Raw genomic sequence first — 15,823 nt, 5'->3', positions numbered from 1 at the left:
CAGCAAATTCGGTTAAGGCTGACAAACCTTTACACCGCGGGCTCCCAGCGCCGGGTGTTTTCCCTGTCGTGAACGGCTTCCTCTGCAACAAAGCCATAGCTCAGAGTCCCTTGGGGCCGATTTGGTTCGATCCGTACGAGTGCGCGGCACTTTAGCGGCAAACTTCAACGGCTTGGGCACAGGTTAGCGACAGGATGTTACGGTTCGACGCAGCAGACGTTTTTTTGCGCCGGCTCCACGAGAATGCACAAAACTCCCTTTTATGTGCGATATCCATGTACCGCACCCGATGCTGCTCAGTCGATTGCAATGGCGCCTGTGTGATAGACGACTATCGCGACGTCTGCCTGGTTTTTCATTGGGCAGCACTCTTAAAAAAAGGATTTTTATGGGCATTGTTCGCAAAACCGCCACCCACTCGCTGTCCAGCCCTGGACTGGCGGACGCAAACCCGTCTCGTAAAAGAAGCAACGGTGTGCTCGCCGACGACGGGCTGGTGAAGAATTCGCGGCTTGATGAGCCGCAAACGCAGGTGGCGGCTGCCAATCAACCTGAAATGTCGATTACACCTTTCACGGTCTCAGCATTGCCGTCTGCCGGGGTTTTACCTATTCGTCCTGTGGTCGGATCACTTGAACACTATCGCTTGAAATCACCGGCCAGCTTGCCTGCGGCCGATGCCCAGGGCTTGAGGATCTTCAACGGGCGCCAATACGTCGATATTGCTCACGACGAGATCGTTCAGGTTCGGCAAACAGCAGCAACCGGCGAGTATCGGGCGACATTGGCATCGGAATTGGCAGCTTCCGGGCCGGCGCTGATCTTTGATCCGCAAAACAGGCTGTGGAAGCTCGCCGCTGCTCAGCCTTCCTCTGACTTAGCCAACGTGATTGATATCGATATTGATGAGCTGATTCGCGGCATCAGAAATGAATCGACCGCAAAAAAACGGATTCATGATGGCAGCGAAGACATGATCGAGCGTGACACGTTGATCGGTGCCACCCTGGTTGCGCGTGGGTTGAAGCAGTTCAAGCCAAAACAGGCAGCACTCATTCGTTCGGAGTTGCGGGCGATCGAAACGGTTTTCTCTGATGCCAATTACGCCATAAGTCAAAATCTGCAAGAAGCCGATGCGGTTTACACAAGCTTCTTTGGCGCTGACCATCGAGTCGTTGCGGGGCAATTCGCTGAGTCAGTCTCGCGAGGCCTGGCGCTGTCCAGGGAGTATCAGGGCGTGTGGGGGGAGGAAAAATTTATCGGCGTTGATGTCGATAATGACGCCGCCGCATGGATGTACAAAAGAGATTTTCATGGCCGGTTCTTCATCAACCGGAAGTACATGCGACGTGGAATTTTGAGTATGTCGCTGGGCCATGAAATGTTGCACACCAACAGAGTTGACCGGTTCCAGGCCATCGGGCCCAATGCCGCGGATTTCTTCTATCTGAACAACCATCTGCAAGGTCTGTTGAGCCCGGATTTGCCAAGCATTTATGACGTGCCGGAGCGCGGTGTTTCCGAAGCGATCATGCGTGGTGGATTGACGGTCGATTACTTGAAGGCCTTCGGGGACGATCACGATAGCTTTTTGTTCGGCGTCAGTGATTACCTGGGCGTCGACGACGATCTGGATCTTCATACGGCGGTTGACCTGTTCAATGCCAATTCGCAGATGCGCGCGCACATGGCGGCGAACAATGCTGACAGCGTTGTTTACGCGGCGAAAAGCCTGCAGACGTTGCAGCGCAACAAAATTGAATATGCGTGGCTTGACAGCCTTATCGAGGATTGATGTGGGCGAGCACTGGCCAAAAGATCACAGGCTGCGGCGGCTCTGAATTATGATCTGGCTTTAAATTGTGACTGGATGCTTCCCATGACCGATCTGTCCGCGTTCCCGATCACCCAGAAATGGCCGGCGCAGTACCCTGACTGGATTCAGCTCTATTCCTTGCCGACGCCCAACGGCGTCAAAGTCTCGATCATGCTCGAAGAGATCGGCCTGCCGTACGAGCCGCACAAGGTCGCTTTCGACAGTAATGATCAATTGTCTGCCGAGTTCCTCTCGCTGAACCCGAACAACAAGATCCCGGCGATCCTGGATCCGCATGGCCCCGAAGATCAGCCACTGGCGCTGTTCGAATCCGGTGCGATCCTGATTTATCTGGCCGACAAAAGCGGCCAGTTGCTCGCGCAGGAAGGTGCGCAGCGCTACGAAACCATCCAGTGGCTGATGTTCCAGATGGGCGGCATCGGTCCGATGTTCGGCCAGCTCGGTTTCTTCAACAAATTCGCTGGCAAGGATTACGAGGACAAGCGCCCGCGTGATCGTTACGTCGATGAAAGCAAACGTCTGCTCAAGGTGCTCGACGGCCGGCTCGAGGGCCGTGACTGGATCATGGGCGAGCGCTATACCATCGCTGATATCGCTACGTTTCCGTGGGTGCGTAACTTGATCGGCTTTTATGAAGCGGGTGATCTGGTCGGCATCCAGAACTTCCCGAATGTCACCCGCGTACTCGAGCGATTCCTCGCCCGCCCAGCGGTCATTCGCGGCCTGACCATCCCCTCGTAATCTCAGGGCTATACACATAACCCTGTGGGAGCGAGCTTGCTCGCGAAGGCGTCGTGTCAGCCAGCATTGCTATTGCTGATACACCAACTTCGCGAGCAAGCTCGCTCCCACAGGGGATTTGTTGTGCCACAGGGATTATTACACCCCCGGTAATGCACTCTTGATTGATCCAGGTTTGTACCGCGGGCCCCGCAAGGCATAAGCTTCGCCCCCTACGACTTTCGTCTCATCTGCCGTTTTCAGGAAAGGCCCTCATGTCCAGTCAGTTCCCCGAAGCACGTCCCCGCCGTCTGCGCCGCAATGCGAGCCTGCGCAGCCTGTTCCAGGAAACCGAGTTCAGCCTGAACGATCTGGTGCTGCCGATTTTTGTCGAGGAAGAAATCGATGACTTCGTGCCGATCAAGAGCATGCCCGGGGTGATGCGCATTCCCGAGCGCAAACTGGCCAGCGAAATCGAGCGTTATGCCCGCGCCGGCATCAAGTCGGTGATGACTTTCGGCGTGTCGCATCATCTGGACAGCAACGGCAGCGATACCTGGCGCGAGAATGGTCTGGTCTCGCGCATGTCGCGCATCGCCAAGGACGCTGTGCCGGAGATGATCGTGATGTCCGACACTTGCTTCTGCGAATACACCGATCACGGCCACTGCGGCGTGATGCACAACCATGAGGTCGACAACGACCAGACCCTGATCAACCTCGGCAAACAGGCTGTAGCCGCTGCTCGCGCCGGTGCCGACGTGATCGCGCCGTCGGCGGCGATGGATGGTCAGGTGCGGGCGATTCGTCAGGCACTCGACGCGGCCGGGTTCACCCAGATTCCGATCATGGCTTACTCGACCAAGTTCGCCTCGGCACTCTACGGCCCGTTCCGCGAGGCCGGTGGCAGTGCGCTGAAAGGCGACCGCAAAAGCTATCAGATGAACCCGATGAACCGCCGCGAAGCCCTGCGCGAATCGTTGCTCGACGAGCAGGAAGGCGCCGATGCGCTGATGGTCAAACCGGCTGGCGCTTACCTCGACATCATCCGCGACATTCGTGAAGCCTCGAACCTGCCACTGGCGGCGTATCAGGTCAGTGGCGAGTACGCGATGATCAAGTTTGGCGCGCAGGCCGGGGCAATTGATGAGGATCGCGTGGTGCGAGAGAGTCTGGGCGCGATCAAGCGGGCGGGTGCTGATTTGATCTTTACTTACTTTGCGATGGATTTGGCATTGGCCGGGATCTAAGTAACAACGCAAATCCAAACTGTAGGAGTGAGCCTGCTCGCGATAGCGTCGTGCCAACCGACATCAATGTTGACTGATACGACGCTATCGCGAGCAGGCTCACTCCTACAGGGTTTTGTGGTGTGTCAGGGGCAGTTGAAGTAGGGTCGGATGCCGTGATCGCGGAAGTAGCGTTCAATCACTTTCGGGTCCGCGCTGCTTTCGGCAATCGCCACATAAGTATCCGGGCGCAGCAGATAAAAACCGTTGCGCCCTAATCCTGCCGCTTCAAACGCCGGGCGCCAGTCGAACACATGCAGCGGTAAATGGTGTTCATTGCACCAGGCGATCATTTCGTCGCTGGTGTCGCCGTACACGTGCACCTGCCAGCATGGTTGCCTTAGCGGTTCGTAATTATCCCCCTCACCATCATGCGCCCACGGCAAGCGATCGCCGCCATGCACGTGGCCGGCGGCGCCCTGGCTCAGCGGCATGCCGCGATAGTTGAGGGTGACTTGTGACACGGTGCGAAAAAGGAACTCGCGACTGGCCTCGAACGAAGCCATTTTCGGGATCAGAAACGGTGCCACACGCATGCGCAGCAGATCGGCCATGCGTCCCTCGGCAGTGACAAAACTGAAGACTTTGTCGGTGGTCGACACCAGTCGGCGGGCGAAGGCAATGCGTTCGGTTTCGTAGCTGTCGAGCAGGCTTGGTTCGGCGCCACCGCTGAGCACGGCGGCGAGTTTCCACGCCAGATTGATCGCGTCGCCAATGCCGGTGTTCATGCCCTGACCGCCCGCCGGGCTGTGCACATGGGCGGCATCGCCGAGCAGAAACGCACGACCGCTGCGAAAATGCTCGGCCACGCGGTGATGCACGCGGTAGGTCGAGAACCAGTGCACGTCTTCGATATGCACTTTCAGATGTTCGATGGCACGGCTGCTGACGTCGGAGAATTCCAGGCTTTCGGCGCGATCCGCGCGCTCATCACGCACCGTGCCGATCAACCGCGCGCGGCCTTCGCCGGCCAGGGGAAACACGGCGAGGAAGTCCGCCTCATCCAGATCCAGGTGCAACTCGCCGTTCATCGCCGGGCCGCTGGCCTTGACGTCGGCGACGTAGAAAATCTGCTGATAGGTGCCGCCGGGAAAACCGGTGTCGAGGGTTTTGCGCACCACTGAGCGGGCGCCATCACATCCCGCCAGATAACAGGCCTGGCAGATTTCCTGCTCGCCATCGGGCAGGCGCAAGTGCGCGGTGAGGCCGTCGCCGGTTTCCTCGAAGCTTTCCAGGGTGGTATCGCGTTCGACCGTGACGCCGTAGTCTTCAAGACGCTCGATCAGCAGCCGTTCGTGTTGATCCTGCGGGAAGATTTCGACGAATGCGTAGGGCGTCAGGCCTTCGCCGATGCGATTCAGTGGCAACTGCGCGATCGGTTTGCCGTTGACCCAGAAATTCGCCGCCGCCACTCGATGGCCGTTGCGCACCACGGTGTCGGCGAGGTCCAGTTGCCGGTACAACTCGAGGGTGCGCGCCTGCACCGCCAGCGCTCGCGACGTGGTGCCGGGCGCGGAGGTTTTATCGATGATGCGCACGCGCACGCCCAGTTTGCTCAGCCACAGGGCCAGCACCAGTCCGGTCGGGCCGGCGCCGATGATCAGAACGTCGCTGCGGTTCATGGGCCTGTCCTCCGATTGCTGTGCAGCAAGTATGGATCAGAAGGAGAGGCTGGCCAGTTGATCGGCCAGACGGGGAGGTTTTGATGGTGTTCGGAAGGGGTGCTGTTGTGTGACGTAAATACGGGCCCCTCACCCCAGCCCTCTCCCGAGGGAGAGGGAGCCGATTTGGGGTCCGTTCAAAACCTGAGTTCGACTCGATATTTCAGGTCGGTGTAGCTCGAAAGAACACCACGGTCAGTCCCCTTTCCTCTAAAAGGCGAGGGGAAGGGGAGCCGATTTGCGTGTTTTTTAAGACTTGAGTTCGACTCGATATTTCAGGTCGGTGTAGCTCGAAAGAACAGCACGGTCAGTCCCCTCTCCCTCTGGGAGAGGGCTAGGGTGAGGGGCTTTTCAGCTTTAAAAATCAATAGTGCCGGACAACTTCGCCACCCGCGGCTCACCCTGAGTCAGATACCCACCCTGAGCCGATTCCCAGTACTTCTTGTTCGCCAGATTCTCCACGCCCAGACGCACGGTCACGTCCTTCTCCGACATCTTGAACGCATAACGCGCCCCCGCATCGAAGCGGTTCCAGGTCGGCAGGCTCAGATTGTTCGCCGCATCCGCGTATTGACCGCCAGTGCGCAGCATCCGCGCATTCAGCGCTACACCTTGCAGACCCGGCACGTCCCAATCCGCACCAGCGTTGAACTGGAAGGTCGGCACACCGATCGCACGGTTGCCGTCATTGGCGCCGTTGAGGGTGTTCTTCAGTTCGGTGTCCATCAGGGTCAGACCGCTGATCAGGCGCAGGCCCTGGATCGGCTCGCCGAACACGTTCATTTCCACGCCTTTGTTGATCTGCTCGCCTTCACGTACGTAGGTGCAGGTAGTCGCACTGTCGATTTCGCAGTAACCATCGCTCGGCTGCTCGATGCGATAAACACCGAGGCTGGCGCCGTAAGTGCCCATGTCGACTTTCACCCCGACTTCGGTCTGCTTGGAACGCGCGGGTGCATAGACTTCGTTGCCGTTGGTCACACGGAAACCACCGGAACTGGTCGGCGAGGTCGGGCCCTGGGCCAGGCCTTCGATGTGGTTGGCATAGAACGACACATGGTCCCACGGCTTGAACACCACGCCGTAGACGGGTGTGGTGATCGATTCGTCGTAGCTCGACTTGCGACCGCCGCTGCCCCAACTGGCGTAGTTGTAGCCTTGCACCACCAGTTGCTGACGACGCAGGCCGGCGGTGACCAGCAGGCGATCATCGAAGAAACCGAGGGTGTCGGAGAGTGCGATGCTGCGGTTGAAGGTCTTGCCGACGATGCCCGGATCATTCAAGTCGCCGCCGGCAAAATTGCCCACTGGCGACGGCGTCTGTACCGGGTGGTAGATGTTGTTGGCGTACTTGGTCAGGTCGAAATCATAGGCGCTGCGTTGTTCGGCCCAGATTCCGGTCAGGCCGAAGTTGAGCTTGTGGCTGACCGCGCCGGTATCGAATTTGCCGTTGAGGCCGGCCATGACGCTGGTGTTGTCTTCATCGTGCGGAATGAACGAGCCAGTGGTGAACGAAGCACCGTTGTTGCCGACCAGGGTGGTCGAGTTGTAGCGCCCGACTTCGCGGGTGTGCTTGGCGCCGCCGGCCGCGTAGGCGGTCCAGTTGTCATTCAGGTCGTATTCGGCGCGGAGCATGCCGAAGGTGTCTTCGATGTCGGTGTAACCCCACTTCGGCGCGTAGTTGGTGTCGGCCGACGGCGCATCCGGAATGTGCGTGGCAGTGCCGAGGTTGACCGAGTTGCGGCCACCGTTGACGCGTTCTTTTTGATACGCGAAATCGCCGGAAATGCGCAGGGCATCACCGCGATAATCGAGGCCAATGGCAAACAGTTTCGAGCGCTGGTTTTCGTGATCGATGCCGGTGTCGCCTTCACGCTGCGACAGGTTGATCCGTGCACCGAAGCGGTTGTCTTCACCGAAGCGCTGGCCAATGTCGAAGTGATGACCGATGCGACCTTCGCTGTTGATGTCGGTGGTGTAACGCCGCAGCGGCACGTCGCCGGCGCGTTTCGGTTGCAGGTTGACGCCGCCGCCGATGCCGGAACCGGTCGGCGTTACGCCATTGATAAAGGCGTTCGGGCCTTTGAACACTTCCACGCGCTCCAGCGCGTCGGTGGAAATGATCTGCCGTGGTAACACGCCGTAGAGGCCGTTATAGGAAATGTCGTCGCCGGTCAGCGGCAGGCCGCGGATCATGAAAATCTGCGCCTGGTTAGAGAAACCCGAGGCCTGACGCACCGACGAATCGTTGAGCAATACGTCGGCGACGTCTTCGGCCTGCTGATCCTGAATCAATTGTTCGGTGTAGGACGCGGCGCTGAACGGCACGTCCATCATGTCCTGATTACCCAGCACGCCGAGCTGGCCGCCACGGGCGATCTGACCACCCGTGTAAACCGGGGGCAGGGCGTTGGGCGTCGGGGCTTGGGCGTTGACGTTGACGTCGTCCAGCACCAGCGCTTTGGTATCGCCTTCAGCGGCGTGGGCGGTGACAGTCAGGGAGCACAGCAGGGCGAGAAGCGTCGGGCGAAACGGGACGGCGAGTCGAGCTGGAACGGGCATGTAGGGACCTGGAGGCGCACGGCCAGTGAGAAAAATAAGGGCGGCGCGGGAACTCCTTGCGCAAATGCGACTCCAGGTGCAAATGATAGGTTTTCTCAGTAACGATTTGCAATCAGTTTGTCATCACCCCTTCAATACCCGAATTCCTGTGTAGGAGCCTGCGGCAGCTCCTACACGGATTGTGTATGGTGGTTTGGGCTTAACGGACTGGATAAAGCTTCATGCACAACTTTCAATTACCGATCACCCTCGCCGCACTGCTGGTGCTCGCCGGTTGCGCCGGGCAACGCAGCCAGGAACCGGTGCCCCGTGCGCCTGCTGAAGTGAAGGCCGAGATCGTGCGGCTGATGCCGGCCAAGACTGCCGATCGGCAAGGCTGGGCCACCGATATCTACGCCGCGTTTGCCGCGCAGAACATCAGCCCGACCACGCAGAATCTGTGTTCGGTGCTGGCCGTTGCCGAACAGGAATCTACCTTTCAGGCCGACCCCACGGTGCCCGGCCTAGGCAAGATCGCCCGCGACGAAATCGATCGCCGCGCCGCCAAAGTGCACATCCCCAGCCTGTTGGTCAGCGGCGCGTTGCAAGTGCGCTCAACCAACGGCAAGACCTACAGCGAACGCTTGAACGCCGCACGCAGTGAGAAAGAACTCAGCGGTATTTTCGACGACTTCATCGGCCGGGTGCCGATGGGTCGCACGCTGTTCGGTGGCTTCAACCCGGTGCACACCGGCGGGCCGATGCAGGTCAGCATCGAATTTGCCGAGCAACACGCCAAGGATTATCCGTACCCGGTAGACGGCACGATCCGCCACGAGGTGTTCAGCCGCCGTGGTGGCATGTATTTCGGTATTGCCCACTTGCTCGGTTACCCGGTGAGTTATCGCGAGCCGCTTTATCGCTTCGCCGATTTCAACGCCGGGTGGTACGCCAGTCGTAATGCCGCATTTCAAAACGCGGTGAGCCGCGCCTCGGGCATCCCGCTGGCGCTGGATGGCGACCTGATCCGCTACGACTCGATCATGCCCGGCGGCACGGAACTGGCGGTGCGCACCCTCGGCAAGTCATTGGGCATGCGCAACCCGACGATTCGCGACCAATTGGAGAAGGGCAAAACCCTGGAATTCGAAGAGACCAAACTCTATCAGCGGGTGTTCGAACTGGCGGAGCAAGCGGAGGGGAAAAAGCTGCCGCGCGCGGTGTTGCCGGGGATCGTGCTGCAGAGCCCGAAGATCACCCGCAAACTCACCACAGCGTGGTTCGCCAAGCGCGTGGACGAGCGCTACAAGCGCTGCATGGCCAAGGCCGGATAAATCAGACAGACATAAAAAACCCGGCCAAGGGAGCCGGGTTTCTCTGGGTTGTTGCGCTTACAGCCAATCATCAGGCAACGCGACGTTCGATCAGACGATCCGAGCCACCTTCAGCAACGCGACGTTCGAGCAGACGATCAGCGCCACCTTCGGCAACGCGGCGTTCGATCAGACGATCAGAACCACCTTCGGCAACGCGGCGTTCGAGCAGACGATCAGAACCACCTTCAGCAACACGGCGTTCGATCAGACGATCCGAGCCACCTTCAGCAACGCGACGTTCAAGCAGACGATCAGCGCCACCTTCGGCAACGCGGCGTTCGAGCAGACGATCAGAACCACCTTCAGCAACGCGACGTTCAAGCAGACGATCCGAACCGCCTTCAGCCAAACGACTTTCGATCAGTTTGTCCGAGCCGCCTTCGGCGATCATGGTGTGGGCCGGGGTAGCGGCGAAAGCGTTGATAGCGAAGACCGAGAAAGCGATACCGAGAAGAGTTTGGCGTTTCATGATGGTGTGCTCCGGGGTGTTGTTGGTTGGTATGGAGCAGATGTTACGCCCGGGATTTTTTATGAGAACTTCATTGCCGTGATGGTGAACATCGATGCCGATGATGGTAGCCAGGAGCCGCAGAGCAGAGCCTCACAGCACCTTCACAGCGCGCCCGATCGCCTGAATCGGCCCGGTCGGTTTGCCGATCGGCGAGCCATTGGCGCCCTCAAGTGTCAGCTCGAATAGCTGATTGGGTTGCAGCGGCGGCAACTTGTCCAACGGCACCGACAACGCCTGTCCAGGCTTGACCAACCCCAGCGAAACCGGCCCTTGCCAGCCATCAGCCTTGGTCCAGAATTCCAGCGCCTTGTCCGTCGGCACCTCAACCACACCGAGCGGAATCAACTGAATTTCCCGCGAGTTGCTCGCCTGAATCACCCAGCCCGGGGCCTTGTCCTGCGGCGCAACCAGCACCACCAGATAGCTGGGTTTCGGCGTGGTCTGGGTCAGCAGGATCGAACCCAGAATCAACGTGGCAGCCAAGCCGGCTGCGCTCAACCCACGCCAGAGCGGCAGCAGGTTCCACCATGAAGTTGAAGGTGCTTGCCGCGCCAGTCGCCCGACACTGCGCTCGATGCGTTGCCACAACTGCGCCGAGGGTTGCTGCGGTTCGGCCAGATCCGTCAGCTCCAGCAGACGCCGTTCCCAGGCGTCTACCGCTGCGCGCAATTGCGGATCATTCGGCAAGCGCCGTTGCACCTCGCTGCGCTGTTCGAACGACAGCGTGCCGAGCACATATTCGCCGGCCAGTTCATCTCGTTCCTGCGCTGATTCGCTGGTCATCCCATGCACTCCCGCAAGGCATTGAGGCTGCGCTTGATCCACGCTTTGACGGTGCCCAGCGGCGTGTCGAGGCGCGCGGCAATCTGCGCGTGGCTGTAGCCGTCGACGTAAGCATGCAGGACGCAACTGCGCCGTTGTGGCTCCAGCTGTTCAAGGCAATGGTGGATGCGCGCCGAGTGCGCGTGGGCGTCGAAGCTGGCATCGTCCGCAGCGGTTTCGTGGGCCTCGCTGAACGGCGTTTCCCGGCCGTGATCACGCAGCAGATTCAGCGCCAGATGCCGGGTCACGCTGAACATCCAGCCACGCGCCGAACCGCGCGCCGGATCAAACCCCGCCGCGCCGTTCCAGATTTTGATGAAGGCCTCATGAACGATGTCCTCCGCCAGCGCCGTATCGCGCACCAAGCGCTTGGCCACGCCGAGCAGACGCGGACCTTCCTGCACATACAAATCGCGCAGGGCCGAACGCTCGCCACGGGCACAGGCAGCGAGGCGGGCTTCGTAATCGAAAACGGATTCGGCTAAAGGCATGTCGTGCAATCTAGCTCACATTCCGTAAACATCCAGAACCCATTGACCACTGTGGGAGCGAGCTTGCTCGCGAAGGCGGCCGGTCAGAGAAGACTGTGTTGACTGACACTCCGCCTTCGCGAGCAAGCTCGCTCCCACAGGGTTTATCAGTGGTGCCAGAAGTCAGTTCGCCGCCCAGAAGATGTAATCGGCCTGGTACTTCACCACTTCCTGCTTGCCCTTGTTCGCCGTTGTGCATTCGCTGCCCGGCGCCACGCCGCCCTTGAGCGCGACACGCTGGATGTAACTCACGCCGCTCATCGCGCCTTTACCCTCGGCCGGGTTGGCCTTGACCAGTTGATAGGGCAGGTTGCCGGGAGTCGACGGCGCCACGGCCAGTTGTGTGCCGGTGACTTTCGAACCGTCCTTGGCCTGCCAGGTCGCTGGCGGGCCGAAGTAGGTGCCGACCTGCTTGCCGCTGCGATCATTGAGCACCGCTTTCGGACCGACAAACGTCCACTCGGTCTGCCCGGCCGCGTTAGGCTTGTCGCGGCACTCGTAGGTGATCTCGCCGACGCCGGTGGTTTCCATGGCGATCTTGTGGCCGTCCGGCACTTTGATCGCGTCGGGGTAACTGCTTTGGGCGAAGGTCGTCGAGGACAGGGCGAGCAAACCGGTGAGGCCAATCAGTTGAGTGATGTTCATCAGTGTTATCTCCAAAAAAGGGTAAACCGCTGACAGCCGAAGAGGGCTGTTACAGGGACTACCCGTGACGGAGGCGTTTGGATGCAGTGGCGGAAAATAAATTTCAATGACTCACCACCATCCCTGTAGGAGTGAGCCTGCTCGCGATGGCGGTGGGTCAGGCAGCACTCATGTCACTGGAATACCGCTATCGCGAGCAGGCTCACTCCCACAGGGTTTTGAGTCGGGCTTGAGGCCGGAGGCTTTCAGGAGTTCCCGGGTATAAGGGTGTTTGGGCGCGGCAAAAATCTCCCGCGACGAACCCTGCTCCACCACCTTGCCATCCTTGATCACCATCAAGTCATGCGCCAGCGCATGTACCACCGCCAGATCATGGCTGATGAACAAATAGGTCAGCCCATGCCTGATCTGCAATTGCCGCAACAACTCCACCACCTGTTTCTGCACCGTGCGATCCAGCGCCGATGTCGGCTCATCGAGCAGAATCAGCGCCGGCTCCAGCACCAGTGCGCGGGCGATGGAAATGCGCTGGCGCTGGCCGCCGGAAAACTCGTGGGGATAACGATGGCGGCTCTGCGGGTCGAGACCGACTTCCTCCAGCACCCGGATCACCGCCGCTTCCCGCTCGGACTCGGTGCCGATACCGTGAGTCAGCAAGCCTTCGGCAATAATCTGCTGCACTGACATCCGTGGGCTGAGGCTGCCGAACGGGTCCTGGAACACCACTTGAATCTGCCGCCGCAACGGCCGCATCAAACGTTGATTGAGCAAGCTCAGTTGCTTGTTACCAAAACGGATATTGCCCTCGGACTCGACTAACCGCAGGATCGCCTGACCCAGCGTCGATTTACCCGAACCCGACTCACCGACAATCCCCAAAGTCTTGCCCCGTTGCAGGGTGAAACTCACGCCGTCCACCGCTTTGATGTAATCCTGCTGGCGACTGAACAACGCCTTGGGCAATGGAAACCACACCTTCAAATCATCGACTTCGAGCAGGTTGTGGTCGTACTCACTGGGCACCGGCGCACCGCTCGGTTCGGCCTCGATCAGCAAGCGACTGTAAGGATGCTGCGGCGCGCGAAACAGCGTTTCGCAATCGGCCTGCTCAACGATCACGCCTTTACGCATCACGCACACGCGCTGAGCGATACGCCGGACCAGATTGAGGTCATGGCTGATCAGCAACAGCGACATGCCCAACCGTTGCTGCAACTCGATCAACAGTTCGAGAATCTTCTGCTGCACCGTGACATCCAGCGCCGTGGTCGGCTCATCGGCGATCAACAGTTCCGGCTCGTTGGCCAGCGCCATGGCGATCATCACCCGTTGCCGTTGTCCGCCGGAAAGCTGATGTGGATAGGCTTTCAAACGCTGCAACGGCTGGCGAATGCCGACCAGTTCCAGCAGCTCCAGAGTCCGTTCGCGGGCAGCGCGGCCCTTGAGGCCTTTGTGAATTTCCAGTACTTCGCTGACTTGCTTTTCCACGGTGTGCAGCGGGTTCAGCGAGGTCATCGGCTCCTGGAAAATCATCGCAATGCGGTTGCCGCGCAGGCCGCGCATCTGCTGCTCGCTGGCGTGCAACAAGTCCACGCCGTTGTAGCGGATCGCGCCGCTGCTGCTGACGTTCTTGCCCGGCAACAAACGCAGAATCGAATGCGCCGTCACCGACTTGCCCGAGCCGGATTCACCGACCAGTGCCAGACACTCGCCGCGGCGAATATCGAGGTTCAAACCGTGCACCACTTCCTGCCCGGCGAAGGCCACGCGCAGATCGCGGATCTCGATCAAATTGTCGTTCATCTCAGCTCCTTGGATCAAACGCATCACGGCAAGCCTCACCGATGAAAACCAACAAAGACAAAATCAGCGCCAAGGCGAAAAACGCCGTCAGCCCCAGCCACGGCGCTTGCAGATTGCGCTTGGCCTGACCGATCAATTCGCCCAGCGACGCAGTGCCGGCCGGCATGCCAAAGCCGAGAAAATCCAACGCGGTCAGCGTGGCGATGGCGCCGGTCAGGATGAACGGCAGGTAGGTGAGGGTGGAGGTCATGGCGTTGGGCAGGATGTGCCGGCACATCAGTTCGTTGTCGCTCAGGCCCAGCGCTCGCGCAGCTTTGACGTATTCCAGATTGCGCCCACGGAGGAACTCGGCGCGCACCACATCGACCAGCGCCAGCCAGGAAAACAGCGCCATGATCCCCAGCAACCACCAGAAACTCGGCGAGACGAAACCGGACAAAATGATCAGCAAATACAGCACCGGCAACCCCGACCAGATCTCCAGCAGCCGTTGTCCGAGCAAGTCGACCCAGCCACCGTAATAACCCTGCAACGCCCCGGCAACGATGCCAATCAACGCACTGATGCCAGTGAGGATCAGCGCAAACAGAATCGAAATCCGCGTGCCGAAAATCACCCGCGCCAACACGTCGCGCGCCTGATCATCGGTGCCCAGCCAATTGCTCGATGACGGCGGACTCGGTGCCGGTTCGCTGAGGTCGTAATTGACCGTGTCGTAACTGAACGGGATCGGCGGAAACAGCATCCAGCCGCCCTGATCCTCAATCAGCTTGTGTACGTAACTGCTGGCGTAATCCGGTTGAAACGGCAGCTCGCCGCCGAAATCGGTTTCCAGGTAATCGCTGAGGATCGGGAAGTAGAAAGCGTCGTGGTAACGGATCACCAGCGGCTTGTCATTGGCGATCAGCTCACCGCCCAGACAAATCAGGCACAGACCGATAAACAGCCACAACGACCAGCGTCCGCGCCGATTGGCTTTGAATTGCGCAACGCGACGCTGACCGAGAGGAGAAAGAGTGAACATCAGGCAGTCCTCGCCGAGAAGTCGATGCGCGGGTCGAGCAGGGTGTAGCAGAGGTCGCCGATCAGCTTGATCAACAGGCCGAACAGGGTGAACAGAAACAGCGCGCCGAACACCACCGGGTAGTCGCGCGATACCGCCGCTTCGTAGCTCATGCGCCCGAGGCCGTCGAGGTTGAAGATGGTTTCGATCAGCAGGGAACCGGCGAAAAACACCTCGATCAGTGCCGACGGCACACCGGCCACCACCAACAGCATTGCGTTGCGAAACACATGGCCGTAGAGCACGCGCCTCTCGGTCAAACCCTTGGCCCGTGCGGTGATCACGTACTGACGGCTGATCTCGTTGAGGAAGCTGTTCTTGGTCAGGATCGTCAGGGTGGCGAAGCCGCCGATCACCAACGCCGTCACTGGCAATACCAGGTGCCAGAGGTAGTCGCCGACCTTGCCCAATGTGCTGAGGCTGTCGAAGTTGTCCGAGACCAGCCCTTGCACCGGAAACCAGTTGACGTAGCTGCCACCGGCAAACACCACGATCAACAGAATCGCGAACAGGAACGCCGGCAACGCATAGCCGATGATGATCGCCGTGCTGCTCCAGACATCAAACGCGCTGCCGTTCCTGATCGCTTTGCGAATGCCCAGCGGGATCGAAATCAGGTAGGTGATCAGCGTCGCCCATAAACCCAGCGACAGCGACACCGGTAACTTCTGCACGATCAGATCAGTGACCTTGGCGCCGCGAAAAAAACTGCTGCCCAGATCCAGCTGCGCATAGTTTTTCAGCATCAGCCACAAGCGTTCGTGCATCGGTTTGTCGAAGCCGTAATGGTGTTTGATCTCCTCGATCAGCGCCGGATCGAGGCCACGGCTGCTGCGCCCGGCGCCGCCAATTGCAGTAACCTCGCCACCACCGCCCATGCTGTGCCCGCCGAAGCCTTGCAAGCGGGCAATCGCCTGCTCCACCGGCCCACCCGGCGCGGCCTGCACAATCAGAAAATTCACCACCAGAATGCACAGCAGCGTCGGGATGATCAGCAGCAAACGTCGACTCAGATAACGCAACAT

13 protein-coding genes are annotated in these 15,823 nt (G+C 59.6%); 4 read left to right on the top strand and 9 right to left on the bottom strand.

Annotated elements, in window-relative coordinates:
• The first annotated feature begins 388 nt into the window (after positions 1-388).
• The 3 genes from AB4O11_RS27285 (at position 389) to hemB (ending at position 3,807) form a co-directional block, all read left to right on the top strand.
• Positions 389-1,795, top strand: coding sequence for a hypothetical protein (locus AB4O11_RS27285; RefSeq protein ID WP_460129426.1), 1,407 nt, complete (start codon positions 389-391; stop codon positions 1,793-1,795).
• An 84-nt stretch (positions 1,796-1,879) separates the two neighbouring features.
• Positions 1,880-2,578, top strand: coding sequence for a glutathione binding-like protein (locus AB4O11_RS27280; protein WP_099756730.1), 699 nt, complete (start codon positions 1,880-1,882; stop codon positions 2,576-2,578).
• A gap of 254 nt (positions 2,579-2,832) precedes the next feature.
• Positions 2,833-3,807, top strand: coding sequence for a porphobilinogen synthase (gene hemB, locus AB4O11_RS27275; RefSeq protein ID WP_123529451.1), 975 nt, complete (start codon positions 2,833-2,835; stop codon positions 3,805-3,807).
• A gap of 125 nt (positions 3,808-3,932) precedes the next feature.
• On the opposite strand, the gene AB4O11_RS27270 is transcribed toward hemB, so the two are convergent.
• The gene (locus AB4O11_RS27270; protein ID WP_460129425.1) at positions 3,933-5,468 is read right to left on the bottom strand and encodes an FAD-dependent oxidoreductase; all 1,536 of its coding nucleotides are present in this window, start codon (positions 5,466-5,468) and stop codon (positions 3,933-3,935) included.
• A gap of 396 nt (positions 5,469-5,864) precedes the next feature.
• Positions 5,865-8,069 (bottom strand): TonB-dependent receptor, encoded by a 2,205-nt coding sequence (locus AB4O11_RS27265; protein ID WP_460129424.1) that lies wholly within the window; start codon positions 8,067-8,069, stop codon positions 5,865-5,867.
• A 221-nt stretch (positions 8,070-8,290) separates the two neighbouring features.
• Between AB4O11_RS27265 and AB4O11_RS27260 the strand changes: the two genes are divergently transcribed.
• A complete protein-coding gene (locus AB4O11_RS27260) occupies positions 8,291-9,382 on the top strand; it encodes a DUF1615 domain-containing protein (protein WP_427120309.1) in 1,092 nt (363 codons plus the stop codon).
• A 70-nt stretch (positions 9,383-9,452) separates the two neighbouring features.
• On the opposite strand, the gene AB4O11_RS27255 is transcribed toward AB4O11_RS27260, so the two are convergent.
• The 7 genes from AB4O11_RS27255 to AB4O11_RS27225 form a co-directional block, all read right to left on the bottom strand.
• Positions 9,453-9,893, bottom strand: coding sequence for a phage infection protein (locus AB4O11_RS27255; RefSeq protein ID WP_116256008.1), 441 nt, complete (start codon positions 9,891-9,893; stop codon positions 9,453-9,455).
• 132 nt (positions 9,894-10,025) lie between these two features.
• The gene (locus AB4O11_RS27250) at positions 10,026-10,718 is read right to left on the bottom strand and encodes an anti-sigma factor (protein WP_460129422.1); all 693 of its coding nucleotides are present in this window, start codon (positions 10,716-10,718) and stop codon (positions 10,026-10,028) included.
• Positions 10,715-11,248, bottom strand: a complete 534-nt coding sequence (locus AB4O11_RS27245; protein WP_093433913.1) for a sigma-70 family RNA polymerase sigma factor — start codon at positions 11,246-11,248, stop codon at positions 10,715-10,717. Before AB4O11_RS27245 ends, AB4O11_RS27250 begins: the two co-directional genes overlap by 4 nt.
• 162 nt (positions 11,249-11,410) lie before the next feature.
• Positions 11,411-11,932 (bottom strand): DUF3455 domain-containing protein, encoded by a 522-nt coding sequence (locus AB4O11_RS27240; RefSeq protein ID WP_093433916.1) that lies wholly within the window; start codon positions 11,930-11,932, stop codon positions 11,411-11,413.
• Positions 11,933-12,100: 168 nt separating this feature from the next.
• Positions 12,101-13,735, bottom strand: coding sequence for an ABC transporter ATP-binding protein (locus tag AB4O11_RS27235; protein ID WP_460129421.1), 1,635 nt, complete (start codon positions 13,733-13,735; stop codon positions 12,101-12,103).
• 1 nt (position 13,736) lies between these two features.
• A complete protein-coding gene (locus tag AB4O11_RS27230; protein ID WP_460129420.1) occupies positions 13,737-14,759 on the bottom strand; it encodes an ABC transporter permease in 1,023 nt (340 codons plus the stop codon).
• Positions 14,759-15,823, bottom strand: a complete 1,065-nt coding sequence (locus AB4O11_RS27225) for a microcin C ABC transporter permease YejB (protein WP_460129419.1) — start codon at positions 15,821-15,823, stop codon at positions 14,759-14,761. The genes AB4O11_RS27230 and AB4O11_RS27225 overlap by 1 nt, the downstream gene beginning before the upstream one ends.

Source organism: Pseudomonas sp. H1_D05 (genome assembly GCF_054682705.1).
Note: the sequence above shows the minus strand (reverse complement) of the source record. Positions and strands in the feature narration are given on the sequence as shown.

Bases quoted from the DNA above. Each gene is read 5' to 3' on its own strand.
- AB4O11_RS27285 (WP_460129426.1), top strand. From the start codon at position 389: ATGGGCATTGTTCGCAAAACCGCCACCCACTCGCTGTCCAGCCCTGGA.
- AB4O11_RS27280 (WP_099756730.1), top strand. From the start codon at position 1,880: ATGACCGATCTGTCCGCGTTCCCGATCACCCAGAAATGGCCGGCGCAG.
- hemB (WP_123529451.1), top strand. From the start codon at position 2,833: ATGTCCAGTCAGTTCCCCGAAGCACGTCCCCGCCGTCTGCGCCGCAAT.
- AB4O11_RS27270 (WP_460129425.1), bottom strand. From the start codon at position 5,468: ATGAACCGCAGCGACGTTCTGATCATCGGCGCCGGCCCGACCGGACTG.
- AB4O11_RS27265 (WP_460129424.1), bottom strand. From the start codon at position 8,069: ATGCCCGTTCCAGCTCGACTCGCCGTCCCGTTTCGCCCGACGCTTCTC.
- AB4O11_RS27260 (WP_427120309.1), top strand. From the start codon at position 8,291: ATGCACAACTTTCAATTACCGATCACCCTCGCCGCACTGCTGGTGCTC.
- AB4O11_RS27255 (WP_116256008.1), bottom strand. From the start codon at position 9,893: ATGAAACGCCAAACTCTTCTCGGTATCGCTTTCTCGGTCTTCGCTATC.
- AB4O11_RS27250 (WP_460129422.1), bottom strand. From the start codon at position 10,718: ATGACCAGCGAATCAGCGCAGGAACGAGATGAACTGGCCGGCGAATAT.
- AB4O11_RS27245 (WP_093433913.1), bottom strand. From the start codon at position 11,248: ATGCCTTTAGCCGAATCCGTTTTCGATTACGAAGCCCGCCTCGCTGCC.
- AB4O11_RS27240 (WP_093433916.1), bottom strand. From the start codon at position 11,932: ATGAACATCACTCAACTGATTGGCCTCACCGGTTTGCTCGCCCTGTCC.
- AB4O11_RS27235 (WP_460129421.1), bottom strand. From the start codon at position 13,735: ATGAACGACAATTTGATCGAGATCCGCGATCTGCGCGTGGCCTTCGCC.
- AB4O11_RS27230 (WP_460129420.1), bottom strand. From the start codon at position 14,759: ATGTTCACTCTTTCTCCTCTCGGTCAGCGTCGCGTTGCGCAATTCAAA.
- AB4O11_RS27225 (WP_460129419.1), bottom strand. From the start codon at position 15,823: ATGTTGCGTTATCTGAGTCGACGTTTGCTGCTGATCATCCCGACGCTG.